Source organism: Pseudomonas koreensis, assembly GCF_025447595.1.
Taxonomy (GTDB): domain Bacteria; phylum Pseudomonadota; class Gammaproteobacteria; order Pseudomonadales; family Pseudomonadaceae; genus Aquipseudomonas; species Aquipseudomonas koreensis_H.
On the sequence record NZ_JAOEJU010000022.1, the window covers coordinates 34678 to 55691 of the forward strand.

Genomic DNA, 21014 nt, shown 5'->3' on the forward strand with positions numbered 1-21014 from the left:
GTTGAAACAGTGTGCCAGCCGATCACGGAACTGGCTATCGGCGAACGACCAGATACAAGCCGACTGCCACCATGATCCCGGCGGGCCAATGCCCCAGTTCGTGCATCGGGCCCCCGGCGGCGAGGATCGTACCGCCCGCCAGATGGGCGCTGCCGAGCAGGCGCAGGAACCAGTCGTCCTTGCGTTTTTTCCACGGTGGCGGCGGGTCGTTGGCGTGGGGCTGGGACATCCGTTCGAGCAGGTCACGGGCCATGTTGGCCAGATGCGGCAACTGTTCGAACTGGCTCTGGACGTTGCCGATCAAGGCTTTCGGGCTGACGCGCTCGCGCATCCAGCGTTCGAGGAACGGCTGCGCGGTGTTCCACAAATCGAGGTCCGGGTACAGCTGACGGCCCAGGCCTTCGATGTTCAGCAAGGTCTTTTGCAGCAACACGAGTTGCGGCTGCACTTCCATGTTGAAGCGGCGCGCGGTCTGGAACAGGCGCATCAACACCTGACCAAATGAAATATCTTTTAATGGTTTTTCGAAGATCGGCTCGCACACGGTACGGATCGCCGCTTCGAATTCGTTGAGCTTGGTTTCCGCCGGCACCCAGCCCGAATCGATGTGCAATTGCGCCACGCGGCGGTAGTCGCGCTTGAAGAAGGCGAACAGGTTGCGCGCCAGATAGTCCTGGTCTTCCGGGGTCAGGCTGCCGACGATGCCGCAGTCGATCGCAATGTACTGCGGGCTCCACGGGTTGACGGTGCTGACGAAGATGTTGCCCGGGTGCATGTCGGCGTGGAAGAAACTGTCGCGGAACACCTGGGTGAAGAAGATCTCCACGCCGCGTTCGGCAAGCATTTTCATGTCGGTGCGCTGGTCGGCGAGGGTCGCCAGATCCGTCACCTGAATCCCGTAGATGCGCTCCATCACCAGCACTTTCGGCCGGCACCAGTCCCAATAGACTTGCGGCACGTAGAGCAGCGGCGAGCCTTCGAAGTTGCGTTTCAACTGGCTGGCGTTGGCCGCCTCGCGCAACAGGTCGAGTTCGTCGTAGATGGTTTTTTCGTAGTCGCTCACCACGTCCACCGGGTGCAGCAGACGGGCGTCGGCGGAGACCTTTTCGGCGGCGCGAGCAAGGATGAACAGCCACGCCAGATCCTGGGCGATGATCGGCTTCAGGCCCGGGCGGATCACCTTGACCACCACTTCTTCGCCGGTCTTCAGTTGCGCGGCGTGTACTTGCGCGACCGAGGCCGAGGCCAGCGGTTCGACGTCGAAGCGGCTGAATACTTCGCTGATCTTCTTGCCCAGCTGTTCTTCGATCAGTTTGACCGACAGCTGCGAATCGAACGGCGGCACGCGGTCCTGCAACCGCATCAGCTCATCGGCGATGTCTTCCGGCAGCAGGTCGCGGCGGGTCGAGAGGATCTGCCCGAACTTGATGAAGATCGGCCCGAGGTCCTGCAAGGCCAGGCGCAGGCGGGCGCCACGGCTCAGGTCCAGCGGCTTGCGCGGGAACCAGCGCCACGGCAAGACGTAGCGCAGCGCCAGCAAAAACCACGGCAAAGGCAGATCGAACAGCAGGTCATCGAGGCGGTAGCGGATCACGACGCGCTGGATGCGCAACAGACGGCGGACGGCGAGCAGCTTCATGCGTTATCGCTTGGGTCGAGGGATCGGGAAAGGCGCTCGAAGCGCGCCTCGAGACGTTCCAGATCGAGTTTGATCCGGTCCAGTTCGCTGAAGCGGGCTTCGGCTTCGCGCTGCCCGACGAGGGTGCGCGATTCTTCGGCCAGGTATTCGGCGAGGTTCTGGTTGAGGCTGGCAAATCCTTGTTGATACCAGCGGGCGCGGCTGCGCAGGTGACCGCCGACCAGTTGCGTGGCGACAGGTCCCAGCCAGCGCGAGAGTTCGTACTCCCAGTCCAGCTCGAGGTCCTGCAGCACGCCCGCCAGCTCCAGCAGCACGCCGCTGTCGCCGTCGAGTTCGACTTCCGGTGCGTGCAGCACCGCGGTCTTGTCCTTGCTCAGGGCCAGTTTCACCAGACTCGAAGCCGGGGCGCGCAGGGTGCAGTCGACGCCGGTTTCCCAACGGGACGCCAGCATCAGGCCTTCATCGCTCGGCAGGATGAACAGTTGCAGCGCCGGGCTGCGGCAATCCACGGCAATCACTTTGCCGGTCAGGTGCGCCAGTCGCGGCAGCGCCGTGCTGTCGAGACGCAGCACGCGGTTCAGGCCGAGTTCGACGCTGGCGAGCAGCCCGGTCAGCAGCATCAGGGTTTGATGCCGCGGTGCAGGGCGACGATGCCTGCGGTCATGTTGTGATAGGTCACGCGGTCGAAACCGGCGTCGACCATCATCGACTTCAGGGTTTCCTGATTCGGGTGCATGCGGATCGATTCGGCCAGGTAGCGATAGCTTTCCGAGTCATTGGTGATCAGCTTGCCCATCAGCGGCATGAAGGCGAACGAGTAGGCGTCGTAGGCCTTGGACATCAGCGCGTTGGTCGGCTTGGAGAATTCCAGCACCAGCAGGCGGCCGCCCGGCTTGAGCACACGCAGCATCGAACGCAAGGCGTCCTCTTTGTGCGTCACGTTGCGCAGGCCGAAGGCGATGGTCACGCAGTCGAAATGGTTGTCCGGGAACGGCAGCTTTTCAGCGTCGGCCTGGACGAACTCGACATTACCCGACACGCCGACATCCAGCAGGCGGTCACGACCGACCTTCAGCATGGATTCGTTGATGTCGGCCAGCACCACCTGACCGGTCGGGCCGACCAGGTGCGAGAATTTCTTGGTCAGGTCGCCGGTGCCGCCGGCGATGTCCAGCACGCGGTTGCCGCTGCGCACGCCCGACAGCTCGATTGCGAAACGCTTCCACAGACGGTGCATGCCGCCCGACAGAAGGTCGTTCATCAGGTCGTACTTGGCGGCCACGGAGTGGAATACCTCAGCGACTTTTTCCGCTTTCTGGCTTTCCGGAACGTTTTTGAAGCCGAAGTGAGTGGTGGGTTCGGCATCGCTGCCTTTGCGCTGATCAGTCATATCGCTGTCACCAAAAGAGAATGCGCGACATTCTAATCCCCAAGCCATGCTTTGTCTTGGAATGGCTAAAGGTAAGATGGGCAACCTTCGGGACGATTTGCCGCAGTGGCGGTCAAGATTCGTTGCAGGCATTCATAGCCCCATTCAAAAAGCAGGAGTCATTCAATGGCCCATATCAGTGTTGAGCGTGCCCACAGCCTGGGCAAGGAAGCGGCCCGCGAGAAAGCCGACAAACTGGCGCAGAAACTCTCCGATCAATATGGCCTGGAGCCGCAGTGGTCGGGCGATGTCCTGAACCTCAAGCGGTCGGGCGTGAAGGGCGCGGTGCATGTGGCGGAGGATTCGATCCGGGTCGACGTGGAACTGGGCCTGATGATGTCGGCCATGAGCGGCATGATCAAAGCCGAGATCGAAAAGGCGCTGGATAAAGCGCTGGTCTGATTTCTGCCTGAAATGAAATTCCCCTGTGGGAGCGAGCTTGCTCGCGAATGCGGACTGTCTGCTGACTGAAATGTTGGCTGATACAACGCCTTCGTCGGATCGCCGCCCGGAGCAAGCTCGCTCCCACATTTGTTTTGTGGTGTGCCCACCTGTTTATGTCAGTTGTTAGGGTGCCGTTTCTAATTTTTCTCCCTACTTTGTGCCTGAGCCCGACACTCGTCAGGGCAGTTCCTCAAACCTTCTGCGCGTGAGGTGCACCATGGCCAAAGTCATTTTGAAGAAAAAAATCGACGCTTCGACTTCCGCTCTGAGCGACGTCAAATCCTATGCCCGCAAGATCTGGCTGGCAGGCCTGGGTGCCTACACCAAGGTCGGTCAGGAGGGCAGCGAGTACTTTCAGGAGTTGATCAAGGCTGGTCAAACTGTTGAAAAGAAAGGCAAAAAAGCCGTCACCGAAAAACTCGAAGCGGCCAACGCCGAGATCGATGAAGCCAAGAGCGAAGTCAGCTCTTTCAAAGGCCGGGTCGAAGTTCAGCTCGACAAGGTCGAGAAGGCGTTCGACACGCGTGTCGCCAGTGCCTTGAATCGTATCGGCATTCCGTCTAAACATGACGTTGAGGCACTCTCTGCTAAGCTCGATGAGCTGACGGCATTGCTCGAACGCGTCGCGCGTAAATCTTAAGGAGAACGGGATGGCTGGTAAAAAGAACACCGATAAAGAAGGCAGCTCGTGGATCGGAAAAGTCGAAGACTATTCCCGCAAGATCTGGCTGGCTGGTTTAGGCGTGTACTCGAAGATCGACACTGACGGCAGCAAGCTCTTCGATACATTGGTCAAAGACGGCGAGAAAGCCGAGAAGCTCACCAAGGCTGCAGTCGGCAAGAAAGTCGATGCTGCCAAGGACTCTGCAAGCTCGGCAAAATCGCGCATCAGCGGCGTGAAAGATCGCGCACTGGGCACCTGGGATCAGCTGGAAGGGGCTTTCGACAAGCGCCTGAACAGTGCGATTTCGCGCCTGGGCGTACCGAGCCGCAACGAGGTGAAGGATCTGCACAAGAAGGTCGATACCCTGACCAAGCAGATCGAAAAACTCACCGGCCTGAAAGCTCAGCCTGTCGCGGCCAAAACCGCAGCAGCCAAGCCTGCGGCCAAAACCGCTGCCAAGCCACTGGCTAAAGCCGCCGCCAAACCGGCCGCAAAACCAGCAGCTAAAACTGCTGCCGCCAAGCCTGCAGCGAAAGCCGCGGCCAAACCGGTTGCCGCCAAGGCCGCCGCCAAGCCGGCAGCAAAACCAGCCGCCAAACCTGCGGCCAAGCCAGCAGCGAAAACCGCTGCCGCCAAATCCGCTGCGGCGAAAAAACCGGCAGTGAAAAAACCGGCCGCGCCGAAAGCCGCTGCGCCGAAAGCAGCAGCTCCAAAACCGGTGACCACACCGCAAGCACTGGCAAGCACGTCGAACTCCGCCTCGGCTCCAACCCCGGCGCCTGCTCCGACTGCTGCATCGACTCCGTCGACGCCAACCAGTCAGTCCTGATTTTTCAGGGCTCAAGAAAACGCCCGGCCTGTGAAGGTCGGGCGTTTTTGTTTGGGCGATTTAAAAGTCATCCTCTCCCAAAGGGAGAGGGGAGTTTGGCGTTACTCGTGATCTTCGAGATATTGCAAAGCCATCCGCTCCGTCGCCACCTTCACCGGCGGCAACAGATGCGGCGCCACCAGCATCATGATCTGGTACACCACCAGCCGAACCTCCCCTTCGCGATCAAGAATCCGCTGATAGTCCAGCGAGAACAGCAACGTCATGGTGATCTGCTCCACCAGTTGCCCCAGCGCCTGAGTGTCGCTGACCAACTGCCCCGACGCCTTCAACCTCGCCAGCAATGACGCCAAGGTGCGCTTGAGCACGTTGAGAAACTGGCGAATCCCCTTGGCCAGTTTCGGCAGGCGCCCGGCCAGGTTCGACAGGTCCTGGAACAGGAAGCGGTACTGCGCCAGTCGCTCGACGATCAGGTGCAGGAACAGCCAGTAATCCTCCGGCGCCAGTTCGACATCGGCGGGCGGGTCGAGCAGCGGGGCGAGGTCGTTCTGGAAGCGCTCGAACAGTCCGAGAATCAGCGGTTCCTTGCCATGGAAGTGGTAGTAGAGGTTGCCGGGGCTGATCCCCATTTCATTGGCAACCTCCATGGTGGAGACATTCGGCTCGCCCTTTTCATTGAACAACTGCAGGGCACATTCGAGGATCCGTTCGCTTGTTTTCATCCAGTCTTCTTAAAAGGGCTTGAGTCAGTCAGCGCACACGCACGTACGTGCCGGGTGCCGCTTCCATCGGTGGATAATTGGCGTTGCCGAGGGTCATCTGGGTTTCGCGCAGAGTGCCGGAGCGCTGCTGCACCCACTCCAGCCATTGCGGCCACCAACTGCCGTCGACTTTCTTGGCGTCGTAGTACCAGGCACGCGGATCGCCGCTGAGCTTTCCGTTCTCGACGTAATTGGCTTTCGGGTTGCCCGGCGGGTTGAGGATGCTCTGCACGTGGCCGCTGTTGGATAGCACGAAGCGCCGCTCACCGCCCAGCAACAGCGTCGAGCGATACACCGCGTCCCACGGCGTGATGTGGTCGTTCATGCCGGCCACGCTGAAGCTGTCGACTGTGACCTTCTGCAGATCGATCGGCGTGCCGCACACTTCCAGACCACCCGGATGGGTCAGCGGGTTGTGCTTGAAGAAGTCCAGAATGTCGCCGTGAAACGCGGCGGGCAGGCGGGTGCTGTCGTTGTTCCAGTAGAGGATGTCGAACGCCGGCGGCTCCTTGCCCAGCAGGTAGTTGTTGACGAAATAACTCCAGATCAGATCGTTGGGGCGCATCCAGGCGAACACCTTGGCCATGTCGCGGCCGTCCAGCACGCCTTTCTGATAGGAGCGCCGCTTGGCCGCTTCGAGCGTTTGCTCATCGGCGAACAGGGTGGCCGGGGTGTTCATCTCACTGTCGAGCAGGCTCACCAGATAGGTGGCGCTGGAGACCCGCCGCAACTGCCGCTTGGCCTGCAGATGCCCTTGCAGCGCCGCGATGGTCAGCCCGCCGGCGCAGGCGCCCATCAGGTTGACCTCACGGGCGCCGGTGATCGCCCGGCAGATGTTCATCGCTTCTTCCACGGCTTCGACGTAGGTCGACAGGCCCCATTCGCGATGGCGCACATCCGGGTTGCGCCAGCTGATCATGAAGGTCTGCAAGCCGTTCTTCAGGGCGAACTGGACGAAGCTGTTGCTCGGGCTGAGGTCGAAAATGTAGTACTTGTTGATTTGCGGCGGCACCACCAGCAGCGGTTTCGAATACTGCTTTTCGCTCATCGGCCGGTACTGGATCAGCTCGAGCATTTCGTTGCGAAACACCACCGAGCCGGTGGTGGTGGCGACGGTCTTGCCGACTTCGAAAGCCTGTTTGGTGACCTGGCGTGGCAGGCCGTCGTTGTGCAGCAAATCATCAAAAAGATGGCTGAGGCCGCGCACCAGACTGTGGCCGCCGGAGTTGAACAGCTCCTTCACAGCCAGCGGATTGAGCAGTGTGTTGGAGGGCGCCACGGCGTCGTTGAGCAGGGTGAAGGCGAAGTGCGCGCGGGCGCGGTCGTCGTCGCTCATGCTGCTTTCGTCGATCCAGCTCTTGACCTGTTTCTGCCAGGCTAGATAAGCCTGAAGGCTGCGCCGGTAGAACGGGTTCAGGCTCCACGCCGGATCGGCGAAGCGGCTGTCCTGCGGATTGGTCGGGTGCAGGGTTTCGCCGAGCAGCACGCGTCCGAGCGCGCCGCCCAGCTTCAAGGCGTGTTTTGCACTGTGGATCGGATTGCGCAGACCGTGGGCGGCGACGCTGCGCAAGGTCGAGATCAGGTCCCGGCCGCGCAGACCGGTCATGGCACTCTGTGCATTGATGAACACGGCGGGGCTGGGCACGACGCCCGTCGCTGGTTTGTCACGCATGACTCAACACTCCTTCGTCTTCAGGCCAAAAACAAACACACCGAACCAGAACACCATAGACGCTGTTGCGGGTTGTTGCCTGCGCGGCTCCCTGCCACGCACCTGTGCGGAAGCGTTGCAAGACGCTGTCCAAAAATTCGTGCCGGGACGGTTATCCGCCCAGCGGTGTCGGGTGCGGATGCATCACCGCACGCTGACGTTCCTCCTGGAGGAATTTCATGATGATCGGCGCGACCGCCTCGGCCCGGGTAATCAGGAACAGATGCCCGTCATCGATGATGTGCAACTGTGCGTTGGGGATTCGCCAGGCGAGCATGCGCATGTTGATCAGAGGGATCAGCGGGTCGTCATCACCGGCCAGCACCAGCGTCGGCTGATGGATCTTGTGCAGCCAGTGAATGCTGGTCCAGCCAAGGCCCGCGAACAGTTGCCAGTAGTAACCGAGCTTGCCCGCCGAACGCACCTTCGCCGCATGGCTGGCGGCGAGTGTCGGGTCGCGACGGAACGAGCCGCCGTAGATCATCGGGGCGATGCGGATCACATGGGACGGCTGGATGTAGCGCCGTGGGCTGGCCATCATCCACAGCACTTTCGGCTTGCCCGGCACCATCACCGCACCGGCAGCGGTCGCCGCCAGCACCAGCTTCTTGCAGCGCTCGGGATAGTCGTAGGCGAACTGCTGCGCCAATGCGCCACCCCAGGACACGCCGATCACGTTGACCTGTCCGTAGTCGAGGTAATCGAGCATCCGTGCGGTGAGCTTCGCCAGTCCCGGAAAGCGATACGGTCGGCTCGGCGTCGAGGAACCGCCGACACCGGGCACGTCGAAGGCGATCACCTCCAGGTCCGGATCCAGCGCCGCGACAAAAGGAAACACCAGCTCCAGGTTGGCGCCGATGCCGTTGAATATCAGCAAGGGCGTCAAGTGAGGCTTGCCGGGGCGGACCGCCGTGCGGATGGTCTGGCCATCCAGCTCGACAGTTCGAAAGATGAACGGATGCGGCATGCTTCAGGGCCCTGTGGGTGAAATCTCTATCTCATCTTGAACTGTGGGAGCGAGCTTGCTCGCGAAAGCGGCGGATCAATCGACTTCAATGTTGAATGTCAGTCCGCCTTCGCGAGCAAGCTCGCTCCCACAGGTGTCGGTTACCGCTCGTGTACGTAAGTGCCCGGTGAAGCTTCGCCTGCCGGATACGCCTTGTTGCCCAGCTTGGTCGGCGCCTTTTTCAGCTCGCCCGAACGGGCCGCCTGCCAGGCCTGCCAGTGCAACCACCAGGAATCGGCGTGCTTGGTCGAGTTTTCCTGCCAGTCATCGGCATTGGCGGTCATTTCGTCGCTGGTCATGTAGCGCGATTTCGGGTTGCCCGGCGGGTTCAGGATGCTCTGGATATGTCCGCTGCTGGACAGCACGAATTCGACTTTGCCACCGAACAGCTGCGCCGACTTGTAGCAGGACTTCCACGGCGTGATGTGGTCGTTGGTGCCGGCCAGCGAGAAGATGTCGGCGGTCACCTGCTTGAGGTCGATCGGCGTGCCGCACACTTCCAGTGCATCGGGGCGGGTCAGTGGATTGTTTTTGAACATCTCGATCAAGTCGCCGTGGAACGCGGCCGGCAGTCGAGTCGTATCGTTGTTCCAGAACAGGATGTCGAACACCGGAGGCTCGTTGCCGAGCAGGTAGTTGTTGACCCAGTAGTTCCAGATCAGGTCGTTGGGGCGCATCCAGGCGAAGACCTTGGCCATGTCTTTGCCTTCGAGCACGCCGGCCTGATAGGAATGACGCTTGGCCATTTCCAGCGTCTGCTCGTCGACGAACAGGGCAACGTCGCTGTCCAGAGTGGTGTCGAGCACGCTGACCAGCAGAGTCAGGGCGTTGACCTTGTTCTCGCCGATCGCCGCATAGTGGCCGAGCAGGGCGGTGCAGGTGATGCCGCCGGAGCAGGCGCCGAGCATGTTGACGTCCTTGCTGCCGGTGATCGCGGTGACCACGTCGACCGCTTCCTTCAGAGCTTCGATGTAGGTCGAGAGGCCCCACTCGCGCTGTTCCTTGGTCGGGTTGCGCCAGCTGACGATGAAGGTCTGCACATTGTTGCGCAGGCAGAAACGCGCCAGGCTCTTGTCCGGGCTCAGGTCGAATACATAGAACTTGTTGATCTGCGGCGGTACGACCAGCAGCGGGCGCTCGTGCACCTGCTCGGTGATCGGTTTGTACTGGATCAGCTCCAGCACGTCGTTGCGAAATACCACCGCGCCTTCGGTCACGCCCAGGCTTTTGCCGACCTCGAACGCGCCCATGTTGACCTGGCTCGGCATGCCGCCGTTGTGCACCAGATCCTTGGCCAGATGTGAGAGGCCATCAAGCAGGCTCTTGCCGCCGGTCTCGAAGAAGCGCTTGACCGCCGCCGGGTTGGCCATGCTGTTGGTCGGCGCCATGGCTTCGGTCATCAGGTTGATCACGAAGTGCCCACGCGCGATGTCCTTGGGCGAGAGGCTGCTGTCGTCGATCCAGGCATGGAGTTCCTTGCGCCATGCCAGATAAGTTTGCATATAACGTTTGTACAGCGGGTTCTGACTCCACGCCGGATCGACAAAACGACGGTCATCGCCAGCCGGTTGCAGTTCTGATTTGCCGAACAGCACGTTCTTCAGTTCGATGCCGAACCGGGTGACGTGCGTGACGCTATGGATCGGTTGTTTGATGGCCTGGGTCAGCACCATTCGAGCAGAGGCCAGCAGATCCTTTCCGCGAAGCCCAACGACAGGATTCAGCCCCAGGGTGTTCTCCGAGGCCTGGTACTTCAAATCATCGTTATTCTTGTTACTCATCTACGACGCTCCATTGTCCTGAGACGAGTACCCGGTTTTCTGCTGTGCAGTTCCACAGCCAATGCCAGGTACTACTGCTCGGGTGACCGTTGATTCTGCATAGCTGCTTTACAGTCGTAGAGCATTGCAGGGAACTTGCCAGTTCCATTGGTTACCCGAGATTGATTTTTTTCGCAAGCAGCCGATCCCGGGCCGCTTTAGCGGAGCATTCAAACAGATGAATCTAGAAAATGCCTTCTAAACAGTCCGAGGCGCGGACTAGAGCATCAGCTTGACGACAGACTCGTCCGGGTCGCGGGTTTTGCCGGCGGCTTTGAGCTCGGCCAGATAATCCGCCCAGAGTGCGTCATAACGTCGCCCCAGTTCATAGAGATAATCCCAGGTGAACAGGCCGCTGTCGTGACCGTCGTCGAAGGTCAGTTTCAGTGCGTACTGACCGGCCGGTTCTACCTTGGTCAGGCCGACATGAAGCTTGCCGAATTGCAAGATCGGTTTGCCGTGGCCCTGGACCTCGGCGGAGGGGGAATGCACGCGCAGGAATTCGGCAGGCAGGGTGTATTCCTCGCCGGACGCGTATTTGAGCGACAGGGTTTTCGAGGCTTTGTGCAGTTTGATGTCGGTGGGGAGTTGGGTCATGGGCTGGCGTCCGAAGTGTGGGCGACCCTTGAGCAAGTGTGGGAGCGAGCTTGCTCGCGAAAGCGGTGTGTCAGACAACATTGATGTTGACTGACACGGCCTCTTCGCGAGCAAGCTCGCTCCCACAGGGTCCGCTACCGCTGTAAGTATGGCTTACAGGATATAACGGGACAGGTCTTCGTTCTGCGCCAATTCGCCCAAGTGGCTGTTGACGTATTCGGCGTCGATCTGGATCGCCTTGTCGTCGTGGGCGCTGGCCAGATCGCCGGCACTGAACGACACCTCTTCCAGCAGACGCTCGAGCAACGTGTGCAGGCGACGGGCACCGATGTTCTCGGTCTTCTCGTTGACCTGCCAGGCGATCTCCGCCAGACGCTTGATGCCTTCCGGCTGGAACTGGATGTTCAGGCCTTCGGTTTTCAGCAGCGCGCAGTATTGCTCGGTGAGCGAGGCGTGCGGTTCGCTGAGGATGCGTTCGAAGTCTTCCGGGCTCAGGGCCTTGAGTTCGACGCGGATCGGCAGACGGCCTTGCAGCTCAGGTACCAGATCGCTCGGCTTGCTCAGGTGGAACGCACCGGAGGCGATGAACAGGATGTGGTCGGTCTTGACCATGCCCAGCTTGGTGTTGACGGTGCAGCCTTCGATCAGCGGCAGCAGGTCACGTTGCACGCCTTCGCGGGACACATCGGCGCCGCCGACATTGCCGCGCTTGGCGACCTTGTCGATCTCGTCGATGAACACGATGCCGTGCTGCTCGACTGCTTCGAGAGCCTTGGCCTTCAACTCTTCTTCGTTGACCAGACGACCGGCTTCTTCATCGCGCACCAGCTTCAGCGCTTCCTTGACCTTGAGCTTGCGGGCCTTCTTCTTGCCCTTGCCCATGTTGGCGAACAGGTTCTGCAACTGGTTGGTCATTTCTTCCATGCCCGGAGGCGTGGCGATTTCGATGCCGGCCATTTCGGCGACTTCGATCTCGATTTCCTTGTCGTCCAGCTGACCTTCGCGCAGGCGCTTGCGGAACAGCTGGCGGGTGTTGGAATCCTGGGTCGGCGCTTCTTCATTGCTGAAGCCCATGCGTGCCGGTGGCAGCAGGGCGTCGAGGATACGGTCCTCGGCGGCGTCTTCGGCGCGGTGGCGAACGCGGGTCATTTCCTGTTCGCGCAGCATCTTGATCGCGGCATCGGCCAGATCACGGATGATCGATTCGACGTCACGGCCGACGTAGCCGACTTCGGTGAACTTGGTCGCTTCGACCTTGATGAACGGCGCGTTGGCCAGCTTGGCCAGGCGACGGGCGATCTCGGTTTTACCGACACCGGTCGGGCCGATCATCAGGATGTTCTTCGGGGTCACTTCAACGCGCAGCTCTTCAGGCAGCTGCATGCGGCGCCAGCGGTTGCGCAGGGCAATCGCGACGGCGCGCTTGGCATCGTCCTGGCCGATGATGTGGCGGTTGAGTTCGTGGACGATTTCGCGGGGAGTCATGGACATAATAATTGACGGTCCTCAAGCAGAAACAAGCCGTGGCACAGGGGCCGCGTCAGGCTTATTCAGCGAGATCCTGCTCCTCAATGGTCTGGGTGTGGTTGGTGAATACACAGATGTCGCCGGCGATGCCGAGAGCGGTCTCGACGATTTCGCGGGCCGACAGGTCGGTCTTCTTCAGCAGGGCGCTGGCGGCGGCTTGCGCATAGGCGCCACCGGAACCCATGGCGATCAGGCCGTCTTCGGGTTCGACCACGTCACCGTTACCGGTGATGATCAGGGAGGCGTCCTTGTTGGCGACCGCGAGCATCGCTTCGAGGCGGCTCAGGGAGCGGTCGGTGCGCCATTCTTTGGCGAGTTCGACGGCGGCGCGTATCAGGTGGCCCTGATGTTTCTCGAGCTGGCCTTCGAAACGTTCGAACAGGGTAAAGGCGTCGGCGGTGGCACCGGCGAAACCGGCGATGACCTGGCCGTGGTACAGGCGACGAACTTTCTTCGCGTTGCCTTTCATCACGGTGTTGCCGAGAGAAACCTGGCCGTCGCCGCCCATGACGACTTTGCCGTGGCGGCGGACTGAAACGATGGTGGTCAAGGGAAGAGTCTCCACACTGCGGGGCGAAAATGCCTTATGCCCATTCATATGGGGGTAGTGGAGAGGATTTCAACCGGGGAGGGTGCGGAGGGACGAACGGTGGGGATTGATCGGGGATATGTGGTGTTGCAAACATTGCCTTCGCGAGCAGGCTCGCTCCCACAGTGACAGCGGAATTCCTGTGGGAGCGAGCCTGCTCGCGAAGAACGATGACGCGGTGATTCTGGCGAAATCAGCGGCTCTGGCGTTGTTGTAACAACAGGTTGCTGAAGCCGGCGCCCGCCAGTTGTTTCTGGGCGGTGGTCAGTTGTTCGCGGTTGCTGAACGGGCCGACCAGCACGCGGTACCAGGTTTCATCCTTCACCGTCCCGGATTCAACCGCCACCGCCTGGCCGAGCAGAATGATCTGCGCGCGCACCTTGTCGGCATCCGTCTCTTTGCGGAACGAGCCGGCTTGCAGGAAGAACTTGGTCACCGGCGCAGCCTTGGTCACCGGCGGCGCTGGCGGCGGGGTGATCCCGGCCAGTGCAGCCTGAGCCCGTGCGGTGTCGATCTTCGCCGCTTCCGCCGGGGTCACCGGCGTGGTCGGGATCGCCGGCACCTGTGGCGTCGGCAGGGTTTTCTCCGGCACGGCGTCCGGCGGCACGATTACTTCCGATTCCGGCAGCAGGGTGTAGAAGTCGTACTTCGGCTTCACTGGTTGCGTCGGGCTCGGCGGGGTCTTGTTGGCCTCGGCGATCTTGGTGGCTTTCTGTTGTTGCTGTTGCTCGACCTTCTCGCGCTTGACCGTGTCGCTGCCCTTGCCCGGCTCCAGTTTCATCAGGAACACGATGAACGCGCCGACCGTCAGGCCGATGGCCATCCACAGCCAGCCCGGAATCGGCTGCTTCGCTGGAGCTTGGTAACGGCTGGCGCCACGCTTGGGTGCAGGTTTTTTCTTGGCAGCCAACTTACATGCGCTCCAGGGTTTCCAGGCCGAGCAGTTCCAGGCCTTGCTTGAGGGTACGGCCGGTCAGCGCGGCAAGGCGCAGACGGCTTTGCATTTGTGCCGGGGTGTCGGCGGCGAGGATCGGGCAGTTCTCGTAGAAGCTGGAGAACAGGCCGGCAACGTCGTACAGGTAAGTGCAGAGGGTGTGTGGCGTGCCCTTTTCCGCAACGTTGTTCAGTACTTCACCGAACTGCGCCAGTTTGGCCGCCAGTTCCTGCTCATGCGCCGCTTCGAGAACGATCTGGCCGTCGACTTCGCTGAAGTCCTTGCCCAGTTTGCGGAACACACCGGCCACGCGAGTGTAGGCGTACAGCAGATATGGCGCGGTGTTGCCTTCGAAATTGAGCATCAAGTCGAAGTTGAAGCTGTAGTCGCTGGTGCGGTGCTTCGACAGGTCGGCGTACTTCACCGCGCCGATGCCGACCACTTTGGCGATCGCGCGCAGTTCATCTTCGGCCAGTGTCGGGTTCTTTTCCTTCACCAGACTGTAGGCACGTTCCTGCGCTTCGGTCAGCAGGTCGATCAGCTTCACGGTGCCGCCGTCACGGGTCTTGAACGGACGGCCGTCCGCGCCGTTCATGGTGCCGAAGCCCATGTGCTCCATTTCCATCGGATGGGTCACGAAGCCGGCCTTGCGCGCCACGGCGAACACTTGCTGGAAGTGCAGGGCCTGACGCTGGTCGACGAAGTACAGCGCGCGGTCGGCCTTCAGTTTGCCGCTGCGATAACGCACGGCCGCCAGGTCGGTGGTGGCGTACAGGTAGCCGCCGTCAGCCTTGACGATGATCACCGGCAGCGGCTCGCCTTCGGCGTTCTTGAATTCGTCGAGGAACACGCACTGGGCGCCGTTGCTTTCGACCAGCATGCCGGCGGCTTTCAGGTCGTTGACCACGTTGATCAGGTCGTCGTTGTAGGCGCTTTCGCCCATCACGTCGGCCATGGTCAGTTTGACGTTGAGCAGTTCGTAGATCTTCTGGCAGTGCGACAGCGAGATGTCCTTGAACTTGGTCCACAGCGCTAGGCACTCGGCATCGCCTGCCTGCAGCTTGACCACCAGACCACGGGCGCGGTCGGCGAACTCCGCAGATTCGTCGAAGCGTTGCTTGGCGGCGCGGTAGAAGTTTTCCAGGTCCGACAGCTCGTCGCTGGTGATCGGGTTTTCCTGCAGGTACGCCATCAGCATGCCGAACTGGGTGCCCCAGTCGCCGACGTGGTTCTGACGGATGACGGTGTCGCCGAGGAATTCGAGTACCCGCGCCACGCCGTCGCCGATGATGGTCGAACGCAGGTGGCCGACGTGCATCTCTTTGGCCAGGTTCGGTGCCGACAGGTCGACCACAGTGCGTTGTGCCGGGCCGGCCTTGCGCACGCCAACTTGAGCGTCGGCCAGGGCGGCGTCAAGGCGCGAGGCCAGCGCTTGGGTGTTCTGGAAGAAGTTGATGAAGCCTGGACCGGCGATTTCGGCCTTGGTGACGTTCTCGTCAGCCGGCAGGGCGGCGATGATTTTCTCCGCCAGATCGCGCGGCTTCATGCCCGCAGGCTTTGCCAGCATCATCGCGATGTTGCTGGCGAAGTCGCCGTGGGTCTTGTCCCGGGCGTTTTCCACCTGGATCGCCGGCGTCAGGCCTTCAGGCAACACACCTTCGTTGACGAGTTGGGTGAGGGCTTGTTGGATCAGCTGGCGAATGGTGTCTTTCATGGTCTTCTCTTTCGACCGCAAGCGCGGCGGCGCATCGATGCGCGGGTTGAAAAACTGGGCATTATCCGTTGCGAAGACGGGCTTGCCAACCTTAGCAGGCAGGATGTGGATGTGTGGTGACAAATAGACTGCTTTCGCGAGCAGGCTCGCTCTCTCCCTGGAATACATTTCCCTGTGGGAGCGAGCTTGCTCGCGAAGGCGAGCGTCAGATCAATACAAGTCGACTGGGTCGACATCCAGCGACCAGCGCACCGCCCGGCCGCTTGGCATCTGCTCCAGCACCAGCAACCAGCTCGCCAGCAATCGGTGCAGGGGCGCCCGGGCCGTGGCCTGCAACAGTAGCTGCGCGCGGAAGCGCCCGGCGCGGCGTTCCATCGGTGCCGGCACGGGCCCCAGCAACTCGATTCCGCTCAGGTTCTGTTCGGCCAGCAAACGCTCGGCCTCGCTGCAAGCTTCGTCAAGAAAACCTTCGGCCTGCCCCGGCTTGTGCGCTTCGGCGCGCAACAGTGCCAGATGTGCAAACGGCGGCAGGCCGGCGGCGCGGCGTTCGCTCAGGGCCTGCTCGGCGAAGGCGAAGTAACCCTGCTCGGTCAGTTGCACCAATAAAGGATGGTCGGCGAGGTGGGTCTGGATGATCACCTTGCCCGGTTCTTCAGCCCGCCCGGCACGGCCGGCAACCTGCACGATCAGTTGCGCCATGCGCTCGCTGGCGCGGAAGTCGCCGGAGAACAACCCGCCGTCGGCATCGAGGATCGACACCAGCGTCACCCGAGGGAAATGGTGACCCTTGGCCAACATCTGGGTGCCGACCAGAATGCACGGCTGGCCTTTCTGGATGGTGGCGAACAACTGGTTCATCGCATCCTTGCGCGACGTGCTGTCGCGGTCGACGCGCAGCACCGGATAGTCCGGGAACAGAATCGCCAGTCGTTCTTCTGCCCGCTCGGTTCCAGCGCCTACTGGCCGCAGATCGACCTTGTTGCACTTCGGGCACTGGCGCGGCACGCGTTCGACGTAACCGCAGTGATGGCAGCGCAGCTCGCCGTAGCGCTGGTGCACGGTCATCCGCGCATCGCAGCGCTGGCACTCGGACATCCAGCCGCAATCGTGGCACAGCAGCGTCGGGGCAAAACCGCGACGGTTGAGGAACACCAATACCTGCTGGCCGGCGGCGAGGGTCTGGCCGATGGCTTGCTGCATCGGCCCGGAAATGCCGCTGTCCAGTGGACGACTTTTCACATCCAGGCGCAGGAAACGTGGCTGCTTGGCGCCGCCGGCACGTTCGTTCAGGCGTAGGAGTCCGTAGCGACCGGTGTAGGCGTTGTGCAGACTTTCCAGCGATGGCGTCGCGGAGCCGAGCACGATCGGGATGTTTTCCTGCCGCGCGCGCACCAGCGCCAGATCCCGCGCGTGGTAGCGCAGGCCTTCCTGCTGTTTATAGGAGCCGTCGTGTTCTTCGTCGATGATGATCAGTCCCGGATTTTTCATCGGGGTGAACAGCGCCGAGCGGGTGCCGATAATAATGTCGGCCTCGCCATCGCGGGCAGCGAGCCAGGCATCCAGCCGATCACGATCGTTGACTGCCGAGTGCAGCAGGGCGATGCGCGCATTGAAGCGTTGTTCGAACCGCGCGAGGGTCTGCGGGCCGAGGTTGATCTCCGGGATCAGCACCAGCGCCTGTTTGCCGGCCTCGAGGGTTTCGCGGATCAGCTGCAAGTAGACTTCGGTCTTGCCGCTGCCGGTGACCCCGGCCAATAGGAACGCGTGATAACTGTCGAACCCGGCGCGAATCGCCTCGTAGGCAGCACGCTGTTCGCTGTTGAGCGGCAGCTCGGGCTGGGCCAGCCAGTGTTCATGGCGCGCGCCGGGGGCGTGACGGCGCACTTCGACCTGCACCAGGTCCTTGGCCAGCAGCAGATCGAGGCTGTCCTTGCTCAGCATCAGTTTGCTCAACAACTGATGGGCGACGCCGTGGGGATGCTGGGCCAGCGTCGCCAGGGCTTCGCGCTGGCGTGGGGCGCGGGCGATGCGCGGATCATCGAGGCTGGCGCCGGGGGCGGCGGACCAGAAGCGTTCCTGCCGAGCCTCGGCCAGTTCGCCCTGACGCAGCAGCACCGGCAGCGCCCAGCTCAGGGTGTCGCCGAGACTGTGCTGATAATACTGGGCGGTCCACAGGCACAGCTTGAACAGCGCGGGCGGCAGCGGTGCGGTGGCATCGAGCAGGGCCAGCGCCGGTTTGAGCTTTTCCACCGGCACTTCGCTGGTGTCAGTGACTTCTACCAGAATCCCGATCATCTCCCGTCGGCCGAACGGCACCCGCAGACGCATGCCCGGTTGCAACTGCGAACGCAGCACGCCGGCCGGGGCCCGATAGTCGAACAGGCGGCGCAGGGGTGAAGGCAGGGCGAGGCGCAGAATGGCGTCGGGCACGCGGGGGATTCTCGATAGCAACGATAAAAGGGATTGGTATTCAATCTGTGGGAGCGAGCCTGCTCGCGAAAACGGTGCGTCAGGCGGCTGATATGTTGCTGACAGATCGCCTTCGCGAGCAAGCTCGCTCCCACAGGGATCGCGCAATGGGCCGGGAGCCTAGCAGACGGTCGGTCTCAGTGACAGCTTGCGTGATCGGGATTGTCTGGTAGAATCCGCGGCCTAATTACGTGCGGTATTCAACAATCGTGTTGGATGGCGGCACGCCAGCTGAGGAAAACACCATGAAAGCCGATATCCACCCGAATTACCCAGAAGTTGCAGTAACTTGCAGCTGCGGCAACAAGTTCGAAACCCGTTCGACCTTCGGCAAAGCCCTGGCGATCGACGTTTGCAACGAGTGCCACCCGTTCTACACCGGTAAGCAGAAGACTCTGGACACCGGTGGTCGCGTTCAGAAGTTCGCCGACCGTTTCGGTGCTTTCGGCGCGAAAAAGGCCTAAGGCCCTTCATTCTGGAAAACCTCAGCGGCTTTTCCGGTCTGATGAAAAAGGCGTCCCTTGCGGGCGCCTTTTTTGTGTCCGCGATTTGGTTCTCCGCCGCCCAGGCCTTCTGCCCGGCGCCGTCCGGGCTGGACAGCGCCACGGTGCAGCGGGTGGTTGACGGCGACACCCTGCGCCTGAGCGACGGTCGCAATGTGCGGATGATCGGCCTCAATACGCCCGAGCTCGGCAAGCAGGGCCGCAGCGACGAGCCGTTTGCGGTGGCTGCGCGCAAGCGCCTTGAAGCTCTGGTCGCCGAGAGCGACGGACGGGTTGGCCTGCAACTCGGCGCCCAGTCCAAAGACCATTACGGCCGCACCCTTGCTCACGTTTTCAGTGCCAAGGGTGAGAATCTCGAAGCGCAGATGCTCGCTGATGGCCTCGGTTTTCAGGTCGCGGTGGCGCCAAATGTCGATCTGGTCGATTGTCAGCAAGCCGCCGAACGCCGCGCGCGACAGGCCGGGCTTGGCCTGTGGAAGCGCTCGCCTGTATTGAAAGCGGAGCAGATCGAGCGCTCGGGTTTCGCGCTGGTCAGCGGTCGTGTGAGCAAGGTTCAACGCAATCGTGGCGGAATCTGGATCGAGTTGCAGGACAAGCTTGTACTGCGCGTTGCACCCAATCTGCTCGATCGCTTCGACGGCGCCTCTCTGCAGGCGTTGAAGGGCAAGCAGATCGAGGCCCGTGGCTGGGTGGTCGACCGTTCCCGGCGCGGTGGATTGAAATCAGGTCAGGCACGCTGGCTGTTGCCGCTGACCGATCCTTCGATGCTCCAGTCGTCCCGCTGAAGAAAAAGTTGTAGACATTTTTTCTATCGATTGTGAACAGTCTAGCCCTTGTGCGCCGTGGCTCTTGGCCCAAAGTCGTAGGGCAGGGCGCTTGACAGGGGTGACCGGGCAGTCTTGTGGGGACTTTGCGAGGCGCGTATCCTCGCTGACCAGTCTGTCCAACAGTAAAAAGCGGAATGCCAAAATGTCTGATCTGAAAACTGCCGCTCTCGAATATCATGCCAATCCTCGTCCAGGAAAGCTGAGTGTCGAGCTCACCAAGGCCACTGCTACCGCCCGCGACCTGTCGCTGGCCTACAGCCCCGGCGTAGCTGAACCAGTGCGCGAGATCGCCCGCGATCCTGAACTGGCCTACAAGTACACCGGCAAGGGCAACCTGGTTGCAGTCATTTCCGATGGCACCGCGATTCTGGGTCTGGGTAACCTCGGCCCACTGGCTTCCAAGCCAGTCATGGAAGGTAAAGGCGTGCTGTTCAAGCGCTTCGCCGGCATCGACGTCTTCGACATCGAAGTCGACTCCGAAAGCCCGCAAGCCTTCATCGACACCGTAAAACGCATTTCCATCACCTTCGGCGGCATCAACCTGGAAGACATCAAGGCACCTGAGTGCTTTGAGATCGAACGCGCTCTGATCGAGCAGTGCGACATTCCGGTATTCCACGATGACCAGCACGGCACCGCGATCGTGACCGCTGCGGGCATGATCAACGCCCTGGAAATCGCTGGCAAAACCCTGGCCGACGCCAAGATCGTCTGCCTGGGCGCTGGCGCAGCCGCCATCTCCTGCATGAAATTGCTGGTGAGCATGGGCGCCAAGGTCGAGAACATCTTCATGGTTGACCGTACTGGCGTGATCCACGCTGGCCGTGACGACCTGAACCAGTACAAGGCTGTGTTCGCTCACCCTACCGAGAAACGCACCCTGGACGACGCCATCGAAGGCGCTGACGTATTCGTCGGCCTGTCGGGCCCGAACCTGCTGAGCGCCGAGCAACTCAAGCGCATGGCGGCCAACCCGATCGTCTTCGCATGCTCCAACCCGGATCCGGAAATCTCCCCGGAACTGGCTCACGCCACCCGTAACGACGTGATCATGGCCACCGGCCGTTCGGACTACCCGAACCAGGTCAACAACGTACTGGGCTTCCCGTTCATCTTCCGTGGTGCCCTGGACGTTCGCGCCAAGCGCATCAACGAAGAAATGAAGATCGCTGCCGCCAACGCCCTGCGCGAACTGGCCAAACTGCCGGTTCCTCAGGAAGTCTGCGACGCTTACGGCGGTATCTCCCTGGAATTCGGCCGTGAGTACATCATTCCGAAGCCAATGGACAAGCGCCTGATCACCGTGATCTCCGACGCCGTGGCCAAGGCCGCGATCGAGACTGGTGTGGCGACTCTGCCGTATCCGAAGAACTACCCGCTGAAAAGCGTGGATGACGTGTTCAACGGCTAAGTCGTTGTAGCGCATCAACCGAAAGCCCCGGCTCGTGAGAGTCGGGGCTTTTTTATATCTGAGGGTTTTGCATTGTTTTTCAGGGTCTTTTAGCGAGCAGTTCAGTTAATGCCTCGGTTGGCAGGCATAAAAAAGCCCCG

Annotated in this window: 19 protein-coding genes; 6 read left to right on the top strand and 13 right to left on the bottom strand. The window is 61.3% G+C overall.

Annotation, left to right across the window (positions count from 1 at the left end):
* Positions 1-34: 34 nt before the first annotated feature.
* Genes ubiB through ubiE form a run of 3 tightly spaced genes read right to left on the bottom strand, consistent with a single transcriptional unit; the run spans position 35 to position 3029 of the window.
* Positions 35-1639, bottom strand: a complete 1605-nt coding sequence (gene ubiB / locus N8H71_RS22710; protein ID WP_007952420.1) for a ubiquinone biosynthesis regulatory protein kinase UbiB — start codon at positions 1637-1639, stop codon at positions 35-37.
* A complete protein-coding gene (locus tag N8H71_RS22715) occupies positions 1636-2259 on the bottom strand; it encodes a ubiquinone biosynthesis accessory factor UbiJ (protein WP_039772453.1) in 624 nt (207 codons plus the stop codon). The genes ubiB and N8H71_RS22715 overlap by 4 nt, the downstream gene beginning before the upstream one ends.
* Positions 2259-3029, bottom strand: coding sequence for a bifunctional demethylmenaquinone methyltransferase/2-methoxy-6-polyprenyl-1,4-benzoquinol methylase UbiE (ubiE, locus tag N8H71_RS22720; RefSeq protein ID WP_085746406.1), 771 nt, complete (start codon positions 3027-3029; stop codon positions 2259-2261). The genes N8H71_RS22715 and ubiE overlap by 1 nt, the downstream gene beginning before the upstream one ends.
* Before the next feature lie 165 nt (positions 3030-3194).
* Between ubiE and N8H71_RS22725 the strand changes: the two genes are divergently transcribed.
* From N8H71_RS22725 to N8H71_RS22735, 3 genes are all read left to right on the top strand, one after another.
* Positions 3195-3470, top strand: a complete 276-nt coding sequence (locus N8H71_RS22725) for a polyhydroxyalkanoic acid system family protein (RefSeq protein WP_007952417.1) — start codon at positions 3195-3197, stop codon at positions 3468-3470.
* A gap of 259 nt (positions 3471-3729) precedes the next feature.
* Entirely contained in the window at positions 3730-4152 is a 423-nt protein-coding gene (locus tag N8H71_RS22730; protein WP_007952416.1) for a phasin family protein, read from the top strand.
* A gap of 10 nt (positions 4153-4162) precedes the next feature.
* Positions 4163-5005: a phasin family protein gene (locus N8H71_RS22735; protein WP_262195760.1), complete on the top strand. Its 843-nt coding sequence runs from the start codon at positions 4163-4165 to the stop codon at positions 5003-5005.
* Positions 5006-5106: 101 nt separating this feature from the next.
* On the opposite strand, the gene N8H71_RS22740 is transcribed toward N8H71_RS22735, so the two are convergent.
* The 10 genes from N8H71_RS22740 to N8H71_RS22790 form a co-directional block, all read right to left on the bottom strand.
* A complete protein-coding gene (locus N8H71_RS22740; RefSeq protein ID WP_007952414.1) occupies positions 5107-5727 on the bottom strand; it encodes a TetR/AcrR family transcriptional regulator in 621 nt (206 codons plus the stop codon).
* Positions 5728-5755: 28 nt separating this feature from the next.
* Entirely contained in the window at positions 5756-7438 is a 1683-nt protein-coding gene (phaC, locus tag N8H71_RS22745) for a class II poly(R)-hydroxyalkanoic acid synthase (RefSeq protein ID WP_262195761.1), read from the bottom strand.
* A 151-nt stretch (positions 7439-7589) separates the two neighbouring features.
* Positions 7590-8444, bottom strand: a complete 855-nt coding sequence (phaZ, locus tag N8H71_RS22750) for a poly(3-hydroxyalkanoate) depolymerase (RefSeq protein WP_007952412.1) — start codon at positions 8442-8444, stop codon at positions 7590-7592.
* Between the two features lie 140 nt (positions 8445-8584).
* Positions 8585-10264 carry a class II poly(R)-hydroxyalkanoic acid synthase gene (phaC, locus tag N8H71_RS22760; protein WP_262195762.1) on the bottom strand — a complete coding sequence of 560 codons (1680 nt, stop codon included), beginning with the start codon at positions 10262-10264 and terminating at the stop codon, positions 8585-8587.
* Between the two features lie 258 nt (positions 10265-10522).
* Entirely contained in the window at positions 10523-10900 is a 378-nt protein-coding gene (locus N8H71_RS22765) for a gamma-butyrobetaine hydroxylase-like domain-containing protein (protein WP_085711048.1), read from the bottom strand.
* Positions 10901-11053: 153 nt separating this feature from the next.
* Positions 11054-12391: an ATP-dependent protease ATPase subunit HslU gene (hslU, locus tag N8H71_RS22770; RefSeq protein WP_262195763.1), complete on the bottom strand. Its 1338-nt coding sequence runs from the start codon at positions 12389-12391 to the stop codon at positions 11054-11056.
* Positions 12392-12446: 55 nt separating this feature from the next.
* Complete coding sequence (gene hslV, locus N8H71_RS22775) at positions 12447-12977, bottom strand: ATP-dependent protease subunit HslV (protein WP_007968352.1); 531 nt, start codon at positions 12975-12977, stop codon at positions 12447-12449.
* Positions 12978-13209: 232 nt separating this feature from the next.
* A complete protein-coding gene (locus tag N8H71_RS22780) occupies positions 13210-13926 on the bottom strand; it encodes an SPOR domain-containing protein (protein WP_115076257.1) in 717 nt (238 codons plus the stop codon).
* A 1-nt stretch (position 13927) separates the two neighbouring features.
* Complete coding sequence (gene argS, locus N8H71_RS22785; RefSeq protein ID WP_262195764.1) at positions 13928-15664, bottom strand: arginine--tRNA ligase; 1737 nt, start codon at positions 15662-15664, stop codon at positions 13928-13930.
* Between the two features lie 210 nt (positions 15665-15874).
* Positions 15875-18094: a primosomal protein N' gene (locus N8H71_RS22790; protein ID WP_085608409.1), complete on the bottom strand. Its 2220-nt coding sequence runs from the start codon at positions 18092-18094 to the stop codon at positions 15875-15877.
* Between the two features lie 284 nt (positions 18095-18378).
* Here N8H71_RS22790 and rpmE point away from each other — a divergent pair, with 284 nt between their 5' ends.
* From rpmE to N8H71_RS22805, 3 genes are all read left to right on the top strand, one after another.
* Complete coding sequence (rpmE, locus tag N8H71_RS22795; RefSeq protein WP_007952398.1) at positions 18379-18597, top strand: 50S ribosomal protein L31; 219 nt, start codon at positions 18379-18381, stop codon at positions 18595-18597.
* A 41-nt stretch (positions 18598-18638) separates the two neighbouring features.
* On the top strand, positions 18639-19421 hold the full coding sequence (locus tag N8H71_RS22800; RefSeq protein ID WP_262195765.1) for a thermonuclease family protein: 783 nt from the start codon (positions 18639-18641) through the stop codon (positions 19419-19421).
* A 184-nt stretch (positions 19422-19605) separates the two neighbouring features.
* Positions 19606-20874, top strand: coding sequence for a malic enzyme-like NAD(P)-binding protein (locus N8H71_RS22805; RefSeq protein ID WP_007952395.1), 1269 nt, complete (start codon positions 19606-19608; stop codon positions 20872-20874).
* The last annotated feature ends 140 nt before the right edge of the window (positions 20875-21014 follow it).

What these genes read in the sequence shown, in the direction of transcription:
- N8H71_RS22725 (WP_007952417.1), top strand. Translation starts at nt 3,195, where the DNA reads ATGGCCCATATCAGTGTTGAGCGTGCCCACAGCCTGGGCAAGGAAGCG.
- hslU (WP_262195763.1), bottom strand. Translation starts at nt 12,391, where the DNA reads ATGTCCATGACTCCCCGCGAAATCGTCCACGAACTCAACCGCCACATC.
- N8H71_RS22740 (WP_007952414.1), bottom strand. Translation starts at nt 5,727, where the DNA reads ATGAAAACAAGCGAACGGATCCTCGAATGTGCCCTGCAGTTGTTCAAT.
- phaZ (WP_007952412.1), bottom strand. Translation starts at nt 8,444, where the DNA reads ATGCCGCATCCGTTCATCTTTCGAACTGTCGAGCTGGATGGCCAGACC.
- N8H71_RS22735 (WP_262195760.1), top strand. Translation starts at nt 4,163, where the DNA reads ATGGCTGGTAAAAAGAACACCGATAAAGAAGGCAGCTCGTGGATCGGA.
- N8H71_RS22800 (WP_262195765.1), top strand. Translation starts at nt 18,639, where the DNA reads ATGAAAAAGGCGTCCCTTGCGGGCGCCTTTTTTGTGTCCGCGATTTGG.
- rpmE (WP_007952398.1), top strand. Translation starts at nt 18,379, where the DNA reads ATGAAAGCCGATATCCACCCGAATTACCCAGAAGTTGCAGTAACTTGC.
- phaC (WP_262195762.1), bottom strand. Translation starts at nt 10,264, where the DNA reads ATGAGTAACAAGAATAACGATGATTTGAAGTACCAGGCCTCGGAGAAC.
- N8H71_RS22730 (WP_007952416.1), top strand. Translation starts at nt 3,730, where the DNA reads ATGGCCAAAGTCATTTTGAAGAAAAAAATCGACGCTTCGACTTCCGCT.
- phaC (WP_262195761.1), bottom strand. Translation starts at nt 7,438, where the DNA reads ATGCGTGACAAACCAGCGACGGGCGTCGTGCCCAGCCCCGCCGTGTTC.
- N8H71_RS22715 (WP_039772453.1), bottom strand. Translation starts at nt 2,259, where the DNA reads ATGCTGCTGACCGGGCTGCTCGCCAGCGTCGAACTCGGCCTGAACCGC.
- ubiB (WP_007952420.1), bottom strand. Translation starts at nt 1,639, where the DNA reads ATGAAGCTGCTCGCCGTCCGCCGTCTGTTGCGCATCCAGCGCGTCGTG.
- argS (WP_262195764.1), bottom strand. Translation starts at nt 15,664, where the DNA reads ATGAAAGACACCATTCGCCAGCTGATCCAACAAGCCCTCACCCAACTC.
- N8H71_RS22765 (WP_085711048.1), bottom strand. Translation starts at nt 10,900, where the DNA reads ATGACCCAACTCCCCACCGACATCAAACTGCACAAAGCCTCGAAAACC.
- N8H71_RS22805 (WP_007952395.1), top strand. Translation starts at nt 19,606, where the DNA reads ATGTCTGATCTGAAAACTGCCGCTCTCGAATATCATGCCAATCCTCGT.
- ubiE (WP_085746406.1), bottom strand. Translation starts at nt 3,029, where the DNA reads ATGACTGATCAGCGCAAAGGCAGCGATGCCGAACCCACCACTCACTTC.